The organism is Pseudomonas sp. LB1P83, assembly GCF_054897885.1.
In genome coordinates this window covers 3,830,998-3,847,428 of sequence record NZ_CM142709.1, presented here as the reverse complement: position 1 = coordinate 3,847,428, position 16,431 = coordinate 3,830,998, and the positions used below count along the sequence as shown (strand labels likewise).

General features: G+C 59.7%; 14 protein-coding genes. 11 read left to right on the top strand and 3 right to left on the bottom strand.

Annotated features, from left to right (window positions below):
* The first annotated feature begins 155 nt into the window (after positions 1–155).
* From ACYZTY_RS17765 to ACYZTY_RS17750, 4 genes are all read left to right on the top strand, one after another.
* On the top strand, positions 156–629 hold the full coding sequence (locus ACYZTY_RS17765) for a MarR family winged helix-turn-helix transcriptional regulator (RefSeq protein ID WP_461954805.1): 474 nt from the start codon (positions 156–158) through the stop codon (positions 627–629).
* On the top strand, positions 626–2,095 hold the full coding sequence (locus ACYZTY_RS17760) for an efflux transporter outer membrane subunit (RefSeq protein ID WP_461954804.1): 1,470 nt from the start codon (positions 626–628) through the stop codon (positions 2,093–2,095). Before ACYZTY_RS17765 ends, ACYZTY_RS17760 begins: the two co-directional genes overlap by 4 nt.
* Positions 2,096–2,110: 15 nt before the next feature.
* Entirely contained in the window at positions 2,111–3,316 is a 1,206-nt protein-coding gene (locus ACYZTY_RS17755; RefSeq protein WP_461954803.1) for an HlyD family secretion protein, read from the top strand.
* Between the two features lie 226 nt (positions 3,317–3,542).
* Positions 3,543–5,072, top strand: a complete 1,530-nt coding sequence (locus ACYZTY_RS17750) for a DHA2 family efflux MFS transporter permease subunit (protein ID WP_461954802.1) — start codon at positions 3,543–3,545, stop codon at positions 5,070–5,072.
* A 122-nt stretch (positions 5,073–5,194) separates the two neighbouring features.
* Here ACYZTY_RS17750 and lpxH read toward each other — a convergent pair whose 3' ends face one another.
* Together lpxH and ACYZTY_RS17740 are read right to left on the bottom strand one after the other, a co-directional pair.
* Positions 5,195–5,947 carry a UDP-2,3-diacylglucosamine diphosphatase gene (gene lpxH, locus ACYZTY_RS17745; protein WP_461954801.1) on the bottom strand — a complete coding sequence of 251 codons (753 nt, stop codon included), beginning with the start codon at positions 5,945–5,947 and terminating at the stop codon, positions 5,195–5,197.
* Positions 5,944–6,450, bottom strand: coding sequence for a peptidylprolyl isomerase (locus ACYZTY_RS17740; RefSeq protein WP_461954800.1), 507 nt, complete (start codon positions 6,448–6,450; stop codon positions 5,944–5,946). The genes lpxH and ACYZTY_RS17740 overlap by 4 nt, the downstream gene beginning before the upstream one ends.
* A 276-nt stretch (positions 6,451–6,726) precedes the next feature.
* Between ACYZTY_RS17740 and ACYZTY_RS17735 the strand changes: the two genes are divergently transcribed.
* Both ACYZTY_RS17735 and cysS read left to right on the top strand, forming a co-directional pair.
* Positions 6,727–8,427 carry a glutamine--tRNA ligase/YqeY domain fusion protein gene (locus ACYZTY_RS17735; protein WP_461954799.1) on the top strand — a complete coding sequence of 567 codons (1,701 nt, stop codon included), beginning with the start codon at positions 6,727–6,729 and terminating at the stop codon, positions 8,425–8,427.
* Positions 8,428–8,444: 17 nt separating this feature from the next.
* Positions 8,445–9,827: a cysteine--tRNA ligase gene (cysS, locus tag ACYZTY_RS17730; RefSeq protein WP_461954798.1), complete on the top strand. Its 1,383-nt coding sequence runs from the start codon at positions 8,445–8,447 to the stop codon at positions 9,825–9,827.
* Positions 9,828–10,042: 215 nt separating this feature from the next.
* Here cysS and ACYZTY_RS17725 read toward each other — a convergent pair whose 3' ends face one another.
* Complete coding sequence (locus ACYZTY_RS17725) at positions 10,043–11,890, bottom strand: sigma-54-dependent Fis family transcriptional regulator (protein ID WP_461954797.1); 1,848 nt, start codon at positions 11,888–11,890, stop codon at positions 10,043–10,045.
* A gap of 389 nt (positions 11,891–12,279) precedes the next feature.
* Between ACYZTY_RS17725 and ACYZTY_RS17720 the strand changes: the two genes are divergently transcribed.
* From ACYZTY_RS17720 to ACYZTY_RS17700, 5 genes are read left to right on the top strand one after another with little or no spacing between them, the layout of a single operon-like run.
* Positions 12,280–13,374: an ABC transporter ATP-binding protein gene (locus ACYZTY_RS17720; protein WP_084321340.1), complete on the top strand. Its 1,095-nt coding sequence runs from the start codon at positions 12,280–12,282 to the stop codon at positions 13,372–13,374.
* Positions 13,374–14,471 carry an ABC transporter ATP-binding protein gene (locus ACYZTY_RS17715; protein WP_461954796.1) on the top strand — a complete coding sequence of 366 codons (1,098 nt, stop codon included), beginning with the start codon at positions 13,374–13,376 and terminating at the stop codon, positions 14,469–14,471. Before ACYZTY_RS17720 ends, ACYZTY_RS17715 begins: the two co-directional genes overlap by 1 nt.
* Complete coding sequence (locus tag ACYZTY_RS17710) at positions 14,468–15,334, top strand: carbohydrate ABC transporter permease (protein ID WP_131062346.1); 867 nt, start codon at positions 14,468–14,470, stop codon at positions 15,332–15,334. Before ACYZTY_RS17715 ends, ACYZTY_RS17710 begins: the two co-directional genes overlap by 4 nt.
* 8 nt (positions 15,335–15,342) lie before the next feature.
* A complete protein-coding gene (locus ACYZTY_RS17705; protein WP_131062347.1) occupies positions 15,343–16,143 on the top strand; it encodes a carbohydrate ABC transporter permease in 801 nt (266 codons plus the stop codon).
* 10 nt (positions 16,144–16,153) lie between these two features.
* Positions 16,154–16,426, top strand: coding sequence for a DUF2160 domain-containing protein (locus ACYZTY_RS17700; RefSeq protein WP_109629387.1), 273 nt, complete (start codon positions 16,154–16,156; stop codon positions 16,424–16,426).
* The last annotated feature ends 5 nt before the right edge of the window (positions 16,427–16,431 follow it).

Genomic DNA, 16,431 nt, shown 5'->3' with positions numbered 1-16,431 from the left:
CCGACTTGCCCGCGAAAGCGTCTGTGTGCCCGCCACAAAATCCGCGCCATTTATCACCTAAATAGCAAGCAACCTAACTATTACGTTGACATTCGCTGCCTAGGCAGTAACATCTCGTCATACATTCTCTGCCTAGGCAGCTAATTGGTGGTCAGATGAAACATTTCACCCCAGACGCATTCCACACTTGCCATCTCGGCCTCCTGCTTGGGCGCGCTGCGCTGCTCAAGGACCGGATCATCGACACGCACATGGAACCCCACGGCATCACCGCCGCGCAGTTCAAAGTGTTGATCATCATGGCCCAGTTCGGCGTCGATACTCCGGCCGAGCTGTGCCGTCACCTGTCGCTGGACAGCGGGTCGATGACCCGCATGCTCGATCGTCTGGAACAGAAAGGTTTCCTTGCCCGCCAACGTTCCGAGGCGGATCGCCGTCAGGTTCAACTGGTGCTGACGGAACTAGGCCAGCAACTGGCTGCCCGCCTCCCGGAGATCGGCGCCGACGCCATGAATGAACTGGCCGGCGCGATCACCCCTGAGGAGTTGCAAACCCTCGAACAGATCCTGAAGAAAATTCTGGTGGCAGCCGGTGACTCGATCACGCTGCTGCGGGTAGGTGACAAATGAACAGTAAAACCCTGCGTGCGGGCCTGAGCCTGGTGCTGGCGGCCATGACCCTGGCCGGTTGCGCCAGTTACAGCGGCCTGACCACCGAAGGCGTCAGCCTCGATGCGAAAAACCTCAAGGCCGGGCAATCCCTCAGCGGCGTGACCCTGTCGCCCGCGGCCTGGCCGAAAAGCGATTGGTGGAAAAGCCTCGGTGACCCGCAACTCGACGGCTTGATCCGCGAAGCCCTGCACGACAGCCCCGACATGCAGATCGCCGACGCCCGCGCCCACCAGGCCAGCGCCGCCGCGTATGCCGCCGATGCCGCGCGCATGCCGACTCTCGATGCCAGCGCCGGTGTCAGCCGTTCGCGCCTGGCCCGCGATCAGGACCCGAGCGGGCAGGGTGGCACGTATTCCACCCTGCGTAACATCGGTGCCAGTTTCAATTACAACTTCGACCTCTGGGGCGGTCAGCGTGACGCCTGGGAAGCCGCGTTGGGCGAGGCCCGTGCTGCCGAAGTCGATCAGCAGGCCGCGCAACTGACCTTGTCCGCCGACGTCGCCCGCGCCTACAGCGACTTGGGTCAGGCGCACATCGTCTATGACCTGGCCAATGAAGACCTCAAGCGCACCAGGCAGATGCTCGACCTGAGCCAGCGTCGCCTGAGTTCGGGGATCGACAGCCAGTACCAGTTCCAGCAAACCGAAAGCCTGGAAGCCAGCTCCGAAGCGAGCTTGATCGACGCCGAAAAACGCCTGCAAAGCGCGAAAATCGCGTTGGCCGTGCTGCTCGGCAAAGGCCCGGATCGCGGCAATGAAATCGCCCGGCCGAAGATCCTGCAAGCCAGCGCCGTGGCTTTGCCATCGGTACTGCCGGCCGAGTTGCTCGGTCGTCGTCCAGACCTGGTGGCTGCACGCTGGCGGGTCGAGGCCGCGAGCAAAAACATCGCCGCCGGCAAAACCCAGTTCTACCCCAACCTCAACCTGAGCGCCGCGGCCGGTGCCGAGTCGTTGCTGGGTGATGCGATGTTTGGTTCGGCCAGCCGTTTCTTCAACGTAGCGCCGACGATCTCTGTGCCGATTTTCGACGGTGGCCGCCTGCGCGCCGACCTCGATTCCCGCGATGCCGATTACGACCTCGCGGTGGCGCAGTACAACAAAAGTCTGGTGAAAGCCCTGGGTGATGTCAGCGACACCATCAACCAGTTGCGCGATATCGGCCGGCAGATCGGGGCGCAGCAACACGCCACCGACATTGCCCAGGATTCTTACAACACCGTGGTCCAGCGGTACGGTTCCGGCATCGGTAACTACCTGGACGTGCTCAGCATCGAGCAGCAATTGCTCCAGGCCCAGCGTCAGTTGGCCAACCTGAATGCCGAGCAGATCGACTTGTCGATCCAACTGATGCAGGCGCTGGGCGGCGGCTTTCAGGGCGAAACCCTGACCGCAGCCAACGCACTCCCAGCCACGCAGCACAACTAATTCAAGGTATTTGTCATGGCCACTGCCGAAACGACAACACAAACCCCTGACAGCACTCCGGACACCAGCAATCCGCGCAAACGCAAAATCATGCTGGTGGTGCTGGCGATCGTGGTGATCCTCGCCGGTGTCGGCGTCTGGGGGTATCACGAATTCTACGGGCGCTGGAATGAAAGCACCGACGATGCCTATGTGAACGGCAACGTGGTGGAAATCACCCCGCTGGTCACCGGCACCGTCGTGAGCATCGGCGCTGACGACGGCGACCTGGTGCATGAAGGCCAGGTGCTGATCAACTTCGACCCGAATGATGCCCAAGTCGGTCTGCAAAGTGCCCAGGCCAACCTGGCCCGCACCGTGCGTCAGGTTCGCGGCTTGTACAGCAACGTCGACGGCATGAAAGCCCAGGTCAACGCCCAGCAGGCCGAAGTACAGAAGGCCCAGGACAACTTCAATCGCCGGAAAAACCTCGCTGCTGGCGGGGCGATTTCCCAGGAAGAACTGTCCCACGCCCGCGACGACCTGACCTCGGCGCAAAACGCCCTGGCCAACGCCAAACAGCAACTGAAAACCACCAGCGCACTGGTGGATGACACCGTGGTTTCGTCGCATCCGGACGTGATGGCGGCTGCCGCGCAATTGCGTCAGGCCTACTTGAACAACTCCCGCAGCACCTTGATCGCGCCGGTCACCGGCTATGTCGCCAAACGTTCCGTGCAATTGGGCCAGCGTGTCCAGCCGGGCACGGCGCTGATGGCGGTGATTCCGCTGGATCAGCTGTGGATCGACGCCAACTTCAAGGAAACCCAGCTGCGTGACATGCGCATCGGTCAGCCGGTGGACATCGAGGCCGACCTTTACGGCAGCGACGTGAAATTCAGCGGCACCATCGACAGCCTCGGCGCCGGCACCGGCAGCGCGTTTGCCCTGCTGCCGGCGCAGAACGCCACCGGTAACTGGATCAAAATCGTACAGCGGGTGCCGGTACGGATTCACATCAACGCCGAAGAGCTCGCCAAGCACCCGTTGCGGGTGGGCCTGTCGACCCAGGTCGATGTGAACCTGCATGACCAGAGCGGCCCGGTGCTGGCGCAACAGCCGCCGCAAAGGGCTTCGTTCAGCACCAACGTCTACGACCGTCAATTGGCCGAGGCTGACGCGATGATCACTCAGTTGATCCATGACAACAGCGCTGCGATCAGCAAAACCGTGCAGCGCTGACACGCACCCTGTAGGAGCGAGCCTTTGTGGCGAGGGGATTTATCCCCGTTGGAGAGCGAAGCACTCCCAAAAATCTTGATAGCTGTCGAGATTTTGGGGCTGCTACGCAACCCAACGGGGATAAATCCCCTCGCCACAAAAGCGTCCTCACCACAAAGGCTCGCTCCTACAAGGTCAGCTGCGTCTGTAACAGGCGCAGCGCCCATCAGGTTTCAAAGGATTTGCGATGAGCAATAACGCGTCTTTCACGCCGCCCAGCCTGCTGCTCGCCACCATCGGCCTGTCGCTGGCGACCTTTATGCAAGTGCTCGACACCACCATCGCCAACGTGGCGCTGCCGACGATTTCCGGCAACCTGGGCGTGAGTTCGGAGCAGGGCACCTGGGTGATCACTTCGTTTGCGGTGAGCAATGCGATTGCGCTGCCGCTGACCGGTTGGCTCAGCCGGCGCTTTGGTGAAGTGAAGCTGTTCCTCTGGGCGACTGTTCTGTTTGTACTGGCCTCGTTTCTCTGCGGTATCTCGACCTCGATGCCCGAGCTGATTGGCTTCCGGGTGCTGCAAGGTCTGGTGGCGGGTCCGTTGTACCCGATGACCCAGACGCTGCTGATCGCGGTTTATCCCCCAGCGAGGCGCGGCATGGCCCTGGCGTTACTGGCGATGGTCACGGTGGTCGCGCCGATTGCCGGCCCGATCCTCGGCGGCTGGATTACCGACAGTTACAGCTGGCCGTGGATCTTCTTTATCAACGTGCCAATCGGTGTCTTCGCGGTGATGGTGGTGCGCCAGCAACTCAAGGCGCGTCCGGTGGAAACCAGCCGTCAGCCGATGGATTACGTGGGTCTGATCACGCTGATTATCGGCGTCGGCGCGTTGCAGGTGATCCTCGACAAGGGCAACGACCTCGATTGGTTCGAATCGAACTTCATCCTCATCGGCGCGGCCATTTCAGTGATCGCGCTGGCGGTGTTTGTGATCTGGGAAATGACTGACAAACATCCGGTGGTCAACCTGCGACTGTTTGCCTACCGTAACTTCCGTATCGGCACCATTGTGCTGGTGTTGGGTTACGCCGGGTTCTTCGGTATCAACCTGATCCTGCCGCAATGGCTGCAAACCCAGATGGGTTACACGGCGACGTGGGCGGGGCTGGCGGTGGCGCCGATCGGGATTTTGCCGGTGCTGATGTCGCCGTTTGTCGGCAAGTACGCGCACAAGTTCGACCTGCGACTGCTGGCCGGGCTGGCGTTCCTGGCGATTGGCCTGAGCTGCTTCATGCGCGCCGGGTTCACCAACGAAGTGGACTTCCAGCACATCGCCCTGGTGCAACTGTTCATGGGCATTGGCGTGGCGCTGTTCTTCATGCCGACCTTGAGCATCCTGATGTCGGACCTGCCACCGAGCCAGATCGCCGACGGCGCCGGCCTGGCGACGTTCCTGCGGACGTTGGGCGGTAGCTTTGCGGCGTCGTTGACCACGTGGATCTGGATCCGCCGGGCGGATCAGCATCACGCCTATATGAGCGAAAGCATCAGCACCTATGAGCCTGCGACTCGTGAGGCGCTGAATGCGCTGGGCGGTGCGAGCAACCCGGCGTATGCGCAGCTGGATCATGTGCTGACCAGCCAGGCGTACATGCTCTCCACCGTGGATTACTTCACGCTGCTGGGGTGGGCGTTCATGGGCTTGATCGTGATTGTGTGGCTGGCGAAACCACCGTTTGCCGCAAAAGCAGGCCCTGCGTCCTCCGGCCACTAAGCTCGCCGCAGCCCCCTGTAGGAGCGAGGCTTGCCCGCGAAGGCGGTGTGTCAGTCAAAATCAATGTTGACTGACACGCCGCCTTCGCGGGCTAGCCTCGCTCCTACAGGAGGAAGTGTCAGTTAGATCGTGGGGGCAGCCAGTTGTGGCGGCGGGGCGAAGTCGAAGGGAGCCAGCGCAAACCCTTGCTCATCCACCTGCAACGCCCACCCTTGACGATCCCAATCCCCCAACACAATGCGTTTGGCAGCCTGCTCGCCAATCTGCAACTTGTGAATGGCCGGGCGATGGGTGTGCCCATGGATCAAGGTCTTCACGCCATAGGCCTGCATGATCCGCGGCACTTCTTCCGGCGTGACATCGATAATGTCATTGGTCTTCATCCGCGTCTGCGCACGGCTTTCACTGCGCAGCTTGCGCGCCAGTTTATGGCGAGTCCGCAAAGGCAAGTGGCGCAGGATGAACAAGGTGATCGGATTACGCAGATAGCGACGCAGCTTCATATAAGCCTCGTCGCGGGTGCAGAGGCTGTCGCCGTGCATCAATAGCACCGGCTCGCCGTTGAACTGCACGACACTCGGGTCCTTCAACAACGTGCAGCCGGCCTGTTTGCAAAAGGCCTGGCCCAGCATGAAGTCGCGATTGCCGTGCATCAGAAAAATCGCCGTGCCGCTGTCGCTAAGAGTGCGCAGGGCCTGGCAGATGGAACGCTGGAACGGCGTCATGGCATCGTCGCCAATCCACGCCTCGAAAAAGTCGCCCAGAATGTACAGCGCACTCGCCGAGCGGGCACGTCCGGCGAGCAAATCCAGAAACGCCCGGGTAATGTCCGGGCGCTCCTCTTCCAGATGCAAGTCTGAAATCAGCAGTATCACGCTTCGATGATCTCGGCTTTCTCGATGATCACGTCTTCTGCTGGCACGTCCTGGTGGCCGGATTTCATGGTGGTGGAAACACCTTTGATCTTGTCGACAACGTCGGTGCCTTCAACGACTTTGGCGAACACGGCGTAGCCCCAGCCCTGAGTGGTCTTGGCGCTGTGGTTCAGGAAGCTGTTGTCAGCGACGTTGATGAAGAACTGGGCGGAAGCCGAATGCGGCTCCATGGTGCGCGCCATGGCCACGGTGTACTTCTCGTTCGGCAGGCCGTTGTCGGCTTCGTTCTGGATGCTTGGGCGCTTGTCTTTCTTTTCTTTCATGCCTGGCTCGAAACCGCCGCCCTGGATCATGAAGTTACCGATGACGCGGTGGAAAACAGTGTTTTCGTAGTGACCGGCGTTAACGTACTCGATGAAGTTGGCAACGGTCAGCGGTGCCTTTTCAGCGTTCAGTTCCAGGACGATGTCGCCATGGTTGGTGGTGAGTTTGACTTGGGTCATGATCGTGGACTCTTTTAGGAGATGCGTTTTATATGAATTCGTGGGTTTCGGGGCGTTACAGCCCCCAACCGGTCTGGCCAGCAACAGCCAAGGTGCGCAGTTTAGCGTGCCGGGCGCGAATTTCGAGGCTGTTTTTCATTTGCATCCGATTAAATGCAGCCGTTTTCGGGCCTGTACTGTCAGCGACTTGACGGCATCGGCTATGATAAGCCCCTTTGTTTTAACAGCCGCTTTGATTTGGCCAACTGGCCGCGCACTTGTACGTTCAAGGATCCTATGAGCAAGCCCACTGTCGACCCTACCTCGAATTCCAAGACCGGCCCTGCCGTGCCGGTCAATTTCCTGCGCCCGATCATCCAGGCGGACCTGGACTCGGGTAAGCACACGCAGATCGTCACCCGTTTCCCGCCTGAGCCCAACGGCTACCTGCACATCGGTCACGCCAAGTCGATCTGCGTGAACTTCGGCCTGGCCCAGGAATTTGGCGGCGTCACGCACCTGCGTTTCGACGACACCAACCCGGCCAAGGAAGACCAGGAATACATCGACGCGATCGAAAGCGACGTCAAATGGCTGGGCTTCGAATGGTCCGGTGAAGTGCGCTATGCCTCGCAGTATTTCGACCAGTTGCACGACTGGGCCGTCGAGCTGATCAAGGCCGGCAAGGCCTACGTCGACGACCTGAGCCCTGAACAGGCCAAGGAATACCGTGGCAGCCTGACCGAGCCGGGCAAGAACAGCCCGTTCCGCGACCGCTCCGTGGAAGAAAACCTCGATTGGTTCGCCCGTATGAAGGCCGGCGAGTTCAAGGACGGCGCACGCGTGTTGCGGGCCAAGATCGACATGGCCTCGCCGAACATGAACCTGCGCGACCCGATCATGTATCGCATCCGTCATGCTCACCACCACCAGACCGGCGACAAGTGGTGCATCTACCCGAACTATGACTTCACCCACGGTCAGTCGGACGCCATCGAAGGCATCACCCACTCGATCTGCACCCTGGAGTTCGAAAGCCACCGTCCGCTGTACGAGTGGTTTCTCGAGAACCTGCCGGTTCCGGCGAACCCGCGTCAGTACGAGTTCAGCCGCCTGAACCTGAACTACACGATCACCAGCAAGCGCAAGCTCAAGCAACTGGTCGATGAAAAGCACGTTTTCGGCTGGGACGATCCGCGCATGTCCACGCTGTCGGGCTTCCGCCGCCGTGGTTACACCCCGGCGTCAATCCGCAATTTCTGCGACATGGTCGGCACCAACCGTTCCGACGGCGTGGTTGACTTCGGCATGCTTGAGTTCAGCATCCGTCAGGACCTCGACGCGAACGCCCCGCGCGCCATGTGCGTGCTGCGTCCGTTGAAAGTCGTGATCACCAACTACCCGGAAGACAAGGTCGATCACCTCGAACTGCCTCGCCACCCGCAGAAAGAAGAACTCGGCGTGCGCAAGCTGCCGTTCGCCCGTGAAATCTACATCGACCGCGATGACTTCATGGAAGAGCCACCAAAAGGCTACAAGCGCCTGGAGCCGAACGGCGAAGTGCGTCTGCGCGGCAGCTACGTGATTCGTGCTGACGAAGCGATCAAGGACGCTGATGGCAACATCGTCGAACTGCGTTGCTCCTACGATCCGGAAACCCTGGGCAAGAACCCTGAAGGCCGCAAGGTCAAAGGCGTGGTGCACTGGGTGCCGGCTGCGGCCAGCATCGAGTGCGAAGTGCGACTGTACGATCGCCTGTTCCGCTCGCCGAACCCTGAGAAGGCCGAAGACAGCGCCAGTTTCCTGGACAACATCAACCCTGACTCGCTGCAAGTACTCACTGGTTGTCGTGCCGAGCCTTCGCTGGCCAATGCACAGCCGGAAGACCGTTTCCAGTTCGAGCGCGAGGGTTACTTCTGCGCGGATATCAAGGACTCGAAACCAGGTCATCCGGTATTCAACCGTACCGTGACCTTGCGTGATTCGTGGGGCCAGTGATTCAAGGAACCTCAAAAGTGCTTTCGATCTACAACACGCTCACCAAGAGCAAAGAAGTCTTCAAGCCGCTGGATGGCAACAAGGTGCGCATGTACGTCTGCGGAATGACCGTGTACGACTACTGCCACCTGGGCCACGGCCGCAGCATGGTCGCGTTCGACCTGGTGACCCGCTGGTTGCGGTTCAGCGGCTACGACCTGACTTATGTGCGCAACATCACCGACATTGACGACAAGATCATCAATCGGGCCAAGGAGAACGGCGAGTCGTTCGAAGCGTTGACCGAGCGCATGATCGCGGCGATGCACGAAGATGAAGCGCGCCTGAACATCCAGAAGCCGGACATGGAACCGCGCGCCACCGGGCATATTCCCGGTATGCACGCGATGATCCAGACCCTGATCGACAAGGGTTACGCCTACGCGCCGGGCAATGGCGACGTGTACTACCGCGTCGCCAAATTCATGGGCTACGGCAAGCTGTCGCGCAAGAAGATCGAAGACCTGCGTATCGGCGCGCGGATCGAAGTCGACGAGTCGAAACAGGACCCGCTGGACTTCGTGCTGTGGAAGGGTGCCAAGCCGGGCGAACCGAGCTGGCCATCGCCGTGGGGCGACGGTCGTCCGGGCTGGCACATCGAGTGCTCGGTGATGTCGACCTGCTGCCTGGGTGAGACCTTCGATATTCATGGCGGCGGCAGCGACCTCGAGTTCCCGCACCATGAAAACGAAATCGCCCAGAGCGAAGCGGCCACCGGCAAGACCTACGCCAACGCGTGGATGCATTGCGGCATGATTCGCATCAATGGCGAGAAGATGTCCAAGTCCTTGAACAACTTCTTCACCATTCGCGACGTGCTGGAAAAGTACCACCCGGAAGTCGTGCGCTACCTGCTGGTGTCGAGCCACTACCGCAGCGCGATCAACTACTCGGAAGACAACCTTAAGGACGCCAAGGGCGCACTCGAGCGTTTCTACCATGCGTTGAAAGGCCTGCCGAACGCGGCACCGGCTGGCGGCGAAGCCTTTGTCGAGCGTTTCACTCAGGTGATGAACGACGACTTCGGTACGCCGGAAGCCTGTGCGGTGCTGTTTGAGATGGTTCGCGAGATCAACCGTTTGCGTGAGAGCGATCTCGATGCGGCAGCGGGTCTGGCGGCGCGCTTGAAGGAACTGGCCAGCGTGCTGGGCGTGTTGCAGCTTGAGGCGGATGACTTCCTGCAGGCCGGTGCTGAAGGGCGGGTTGATGCGGCTGAAGTTGATGCGCTGATTGCTGCGCGACTGGCGGCTCGTGCCGGTAAAGACTGGGCTGAGTCCGACCGTATCCGCGACCAGTTGACTGCGATGGGCGTGGTGCTGGAAGACGGGAAGGGTGGTACGACCTGGCGTTTGGCTGACTGATTGCTGTGTTTGCTGCAAAACAAAACCCGCCTTGTGCGGGTTTTTGTTTGTGGGGAGGACTTAAATGCAGCGGTGCCTCGGCTGACGCTTTCGCGGGCAAGCCTCGCTCCTACAAGGTCGCATCTTACACAATTTAGGCGAACGACGCGCCCCTGTAGGAGCGAGGCTTGCCCGCGAATGGTCTACAGCCGACCCCAGCCACTACTGTTCACTCGTCACTCAGCCTGGCGCAACCGCTTGTAGAGGGTATTGCGGCTCACACCCAGCCTGCGGGCCAGGTGCGAGATATTCCCCCCAGCCGCCTGCAACTGCCGATTCAAATCCTCCACATCATTCAAATCCACCGTCAGCGGCTCCGGCGAATCCACCGGTTCCATTTCCAGATCGACAAAAAAATCATCCGGCAAGTGCTCCGGCCGCACCGGTTGTTCCTCGGCCATGGCCAGCGCCACCTGCATCACGCTGCTGACTTGCCGTAAATTCCCCGGCCACGGATGTCGGCTGAATAATTCCATCACTTCACGGCTTAACCCGGCCCACTGCGACGGTTCACGATGTTGCTCCCACAACCGTTTGAACAACGCCTGCTTATCGCTGCGTTCTCTCAATGGCGGCAATTCGAGGGTCAAACCGCCGATCCGGTAATAAAGATCTTCCCGAAACCGGCCCAACTGAACCTGCTCGCGCAGCGAGCGGTTGGTCGCCGAAATAATCCGGATATCCACCGGGAACAACTCGCTGCTGCCCACCGGTTGCACGCAACGTTCCTGCAACACCCTTAACAGTCGCGCCTGGGTCGGCAACGGCATGTCACCGATTTCATCAAGGAACAGCGTGCCTCTATCAGCCTTGCGGATCAGCCCGATGCTGCCTTTCTGATTGGCGCCGGTGAACGCGCCTTTCTCGTAGCCAAACAGCTCGGATTCCACCAGTTCGGCGGGGATCGCAGCACAGTTGACGGCGATGAATGACTGTTTGCTCCGGGAGCTGGCTTGGTGCAAGGCTTTGACGAAGACTTCCTTGCCGACCCCGGTTTCCCCGTGGATCAACAGCGGAATGTCTTTTTCCAGCAACCGTTCGGCCTGGCGCACGGCTTTTTCCACGCGACTGTCGCCGAAATGCAGGGTGTTGAGGCTGATCGCAGTTGGCGCGATAACCGCAGGTTCCGCGCTCTTTGGTTCAGAAAACAGTCGTGCTTGAATCGGCACCTGTTTCGGCCGTTTCAACAGGCACTGGAAGCGGTTGCGACCAGAGGCTTGCAGCGCAAAGGGCAAGCCTTCCGGCTGATTCAGCAGTTCCAGCAGCGACACCTTGAACAAGCTCTCGACACTGACCCGAGACAGGCTGATGCCCAACAAATTATCGGCCCGGCGGTTGGCGGACAGCACCTGACCGGTTTCATCGAAGATCAGCAAACCGGCCCATTGGCTGTCGAGGTTGTTCAGTCCGGTGTTGAAGGTCAGTTGGAAATGCTGTCCGTGAAAGAGGTTGAGGATCAGCCGGTTTTCCACCGTTTGACTCATCATCTTGACCATGCCGAGGGTGTGAGACGGCGGCAGGTAGCTGTCGCTGGACACGTCCAGCACCGCGATCACCTTGCGCTCGGCATCGAAAATCGGCGCGGCGGAACCGGTCATGAAGCGGTTGGCCTTGAGGAAGTGTTCATCGTGCTCAATGTGCACGGCCTGCTCGCAGGCCAGCGCAGTGCCGATCGCGTTGGTGCCGCTGCAACGCTCCATCCAGCTCGCGCCGGCGCTGAAACCGCGGGTCAGGCTCGGCTCGATAAAACGCTGGGTACCCCAGGACGTCAGCACCTGGCCCTGATTGTCGGCGAGCATGATCAGGCAGTTGGAATTGCTCAGGATGTTTTCGTAATACGGCAGGACTTCCTGATGCGTGGTCTGCACCAGGGAATGCTGGCTCTCCAGCAACTGGGCAATGCCCTCGGCCGGCAGCTGGTCGAACGCCGGTGCGCTTTGATGATTGAGGCCAAACGCACGGCAACGGGACCAGGAGTCCTGGATGATGGCGTCGTGGGACAAAACGGGGGCAGGTGCGGCCATGACAGTCAGCCTCTGAATAACGCTTTTATTGTTGTTATAGGTATTTCCCTGTGGGAGTGAGCCTGCTCGCGATGGCGGTGGGTCAGTCGACATCAATATTGACTGACTCACCGCCATCGCGAGCAGGCTCACTCCCACAGGTTCTGCAATTCTGGCCTTGCTTGTGGGAAGGCAAAAAGTATCCGTAGAGTGTTGTTCACTATTGTTCATTGTCAACGGCTGGATTGTTCAATTGTTCAGTCGCGGTTGTTCATTTCTGTTCAGCAACGAAAGTAGTTTTGACACCTTTTCAAAGATTTTCAAACCAGATCAACAGCTTGCAATTTCTGGCATGAAACTCGCTCTACTGCTCCGGTCGCTTGACTCCAAATAATAAAAAAGGCCGAGCCATGTCATTAACCCTGGAGCACGTCAGCCGCACCGTCGAAGGCCAGACCTGGATCGACGATGCGTGCCTTAGTTTTGAACCCGGATCCTTCAACGTTTTGCTCGGCCGTACGCTGTCCGGCAAAACCAGCCTCATGCGCCTGATGGCCGGTCTGGACAAGCCGGACAGCGGCCGCATCCTGATGAACGGTGTCGACGTCACGCAGCGCCCGGTGCGTCTGCGTAACGTGTCGATGGTCTATCAGCAGTTCATCAACTACCCGACCATGACCGTATTCGAGAACATCGCCTCGCCCTTGCGCCAGGGCGGTGTTTCCAATGAGCTGATCCAGAGCAAGGTGCTGGAAACTGCCAAGATGCTGCGCATCGAGAAATTCCTCCAGCGCTATCCGCTGGAACTCTCCGGCGGCCAGCAACAGCGCACCGCGATGGCCCGGGCGTTGGTCAAGGATGCCGAGCTGATCCTGTTCGACGAGCCGCTGGTCAACCTCGACTACAAGTTGCGCGAAGAACTGCGTCAGGAAATGCGCGAGCTGTTCAAGGCCCGGCACACCATCGCCATCTACGCCACCACCGAACCCAACGAAGCGCTGGCCCTGGGCGGCACCACGACCATTCTTCACGAGGGCCGGGTGATCCAGAGCGGCAAATCCTCCGAGGTCTATCACCAGCCACAATCCGTGCTGGCGGCGGAGCTGTTCTCCGAGCCGCCGATCAACCTGATGCCGGGTCGCATCGCCGGCAACGAAGTGAGCTTCGCCAATTTTGTGCACTTTCCGTTGAACGTGGACCTGCGGCCAGTGGGCGAAGGCGAGTTCCGCTTCGGCGTGCGCCCGAGCCATATCTCGCTGGTGCCGAGCAACGACGATGACCTCGAACTCGCGGTGACTGTCGAGGTGGCCGAGATCAGTGGTTCGGAAACCTTCCTCCACGTGCGCAACGAACATTTCCTGTTGGTGCTGCACTTGCCCGGCGTCCACGAATACGACGTCGATGCGCCGATCCGGATCTATATCCCGACCCATAAACTATTTGTGTTCGATGCGCAGGGGCGGCTGGTCCAGGCGCCCGGTCGCCGCATCGCGAGGGTTGCCTGATGGCCGAAATCCGTTTGCAGAACCTCGCCCACAGTTACACCCGCACGCCGACCGGCCCCGAGGATTATGCGATCCGCGAGATGGACCACGTCTGGGAGCAGGGCGGTGCTTATGCCTTGCTCGGGCCTTCGGGCTGCGGCAAGTCGACGTTGCTCAACATCATTTCCGGGTTACTCAGCCCGTCCCAGGGTCATGTCCTGTTCGACGGCAAAGCGGTCAATGACCTGACCCCCGAGAAGCGCAACATCGCTCAGGTTTTCCAGTTTCCGGTGGTCTACGACACCATGACGGTGTTCGACAACCTGGCCTTCCCGCTGCGCAATCAGGGCATGGCTGAAGCGAAAATTCACAGCAAGGTGCAGGAAATCGCCGAAGTACTCGACCTTCAGGCGCTGCTGAGCAAAAAGGCGCGCAACCTCACCGCCGATGAAAAACAGAAAGTCTCCATGGGCCGAGGGCTGGTGCGCGACGACGTCTCGGCGATCCTGTTTGATGAACCGCTGACGGTGATCGACCCGCATCTGAAGTGGAAGCTGCGACGCAAGCTCAAACAGATCCACGAGCAGTTCAACATCACCATGGTCTACGTCACCCATGATCAACTCGAAGCCTCAACCTTCGCCGACAAGATCGCGGTGATGTACGGCGGACAGATCGTGCAATTCGGCACTCCGCGCGAGTTGTTCGAGCGGCCGAGCCACACGTTTGTCGGCTATTTCATTGGCAGTCCGGGGATGAACCTGATCGAGGTGCAACCGCAACCGGGTGGTGTCGGGTTTGCGTCAACTCATTTGCCTTTGTCCGACGCCCAACTGAAACGCATCGCCGAGTCGGAATGGAAAACCCTGAAGGTCGGCATCCGTCCCGAGTTCGTGCATGTGTGGGACGAACCGTTCGATGACGCGATGCAGGCAAAGGTCATACACGTCGAAGACCTCGGCACCTACAAGATCATGACCCTGAACCTCGACGGCGCCCCGTTGAAAGTGCGCTTGGCCGAAGACAAGCCAGTGCCTGAGGGAACCGCCTGGATCAATTTCCCGGCACAGTGGTTGATGGTCTATGCCGACGATTACCTGCTGGAGACGCAGCCATGAACAAGGTGCAGAACAACAAGGCCTGGTGGCTGGTCCTGCCGGTGTTTTTGCTGGTGGCGTTCAGTGCGGTGATCCCGATGATGACCGTGGTCAACTATTCGGTGCAGGACATCTTCGACCAGTCCAGCCGCTACTTCGTCGGCGCCGACTGGTACAAGCAGGTGCTGCTTGATCCACGTCTGCACGACTCGCTGCTGCGCCAATTCATCTATTCCGCCTGTGTATTGCTGATCGAAATCCCGCTGGGCATCGGCATCGCCCTGACCATGCCGACCAAGGGCCGCTGGTCGTCGCTGGTGCTGATTATCCTGGCGATTCCGCTGCTGATCCCGTGGAACGTGGTCGGGACCATTTGGCAGATCTTCGGTCGGGCCGACATCGGCCTGCTGGGTTCGAGCCTCAACGCGATGGGCATCAGCTATAACTATGCGGCGAACACCATGGACGCCTGGGTCACGGTGTTGGTGATGGACGTCTGGCACTGGACATCGTTGGTGGCGCTGTTGTGCTTCTCGGGGTTGCGGGCGATTCCGGACGTGTACTACCAGGCGGCGCGGATTGATCGGGCATCGGCCTGGGCGGTTTTCCGACACATCCAACTGCCCAAGCTCAAGAGCGTGCTGTTGATTGCGGTGATGCTGCGGTTCATGGACAGTTTCATGATCTACACCGAGCCGTTCGTGCTCACGGGCGGTGGTCCGGGGAATGCCACGACGTTCCTCAGCCAGACCCTGACGCAAATGGCCATCGGGCAGTTCGACCTCGGCCCGGCGGCTGCTTTCTCGCTGGTGTACTTCCTGATCATCCTGTTGGTGTCCTGGCTGTTCTACACCGCCATGACTCACTCTGACGCCAACCGCTGAGGTCTGCCATGAGTAAAAGAAAGCTTATTCCGTTGCTGATCTACATCCTGTTCCTGCTGGTGCCGATCTACTGGCTGCTGAACATGTCCTTCAAGAGCAACACCGAAATCCTCAGCGGCCTGACGTTGTTTCCGCAGGATTTCACCTTCGCCAATTACAAAGTGATCTTCACCGATCCGGCCTGGTACACCGGTTACCTCAACTCGCTGTACTACGTGAGCCTGAACACGATCATTTCCCTGAGCGTGGCGTTGCCGGCGGCTTACGCCTTCTCGCGCTACCGCTTTCTCGGAGACAAGCACCTGTTTTTCTGGCTGCTGACCAACCGCATGGCGCCGCCGGCGGTGTTCCTGCTGCCGTTCTTCCAGCTGTATTCCTCCATCGGTTTGTTCGACACGCACATCGCCGTGGCGTTGGCCCACTGTCTGTTTAACGTGCCATTGGCGGTGTGGATTCTTGAAGGGTTCATGTCTGGCGTTCCGAAGGAAATCGACGAAACTGCCTACATTGACGGCTACAGTTTCCCCAAGTTCTTCGTGAAGATTTTCGTGCCGCTGATTGGCTCCGGGATCGGTGTCACGGCGTTCTTCTGCTTCATGTTTTCCTGGGTCGAACTGCTGCTGGCGCGAACGTTGACATCGGTGAACGCCAAACCGATTGCGGCGGTGATGACCCGAACCGTCTCGGCGTCCGGCATTGACTGGGGCGTGCTGGCGGCGGCAGGGGTGTTGACCATCCTGCCGGGCATGCTGGTGATCTGGTTTGTTCGCAACCATGTGGCCAAGGGCTTTGCCCTCGGCCGGGTCTGAGGAGCTGATGATGGAATGGATGAGCTGGACTGTCCCCACGGCGGCGTTCTTCATCGCCATTGGCCTGATTCTAGCGGGCATGACGACGTGGGAATTACGTTCGCCGAGTGTCCCTCGGCGTGGTTTTCTGCCGATTGCCACCACCCGTGGCGATCGGCTGTTTATCGGTCTTCTCGGCAGCGCCTACCTGCATTTGCTGGTAATCGGCGTCACCGACTGGAGCATCTGGGTTGCGTTCGCGTTGTCCCTGGTGTGGCTGTTGGCTGTGATGCGTTGGGGCTAGTCGAA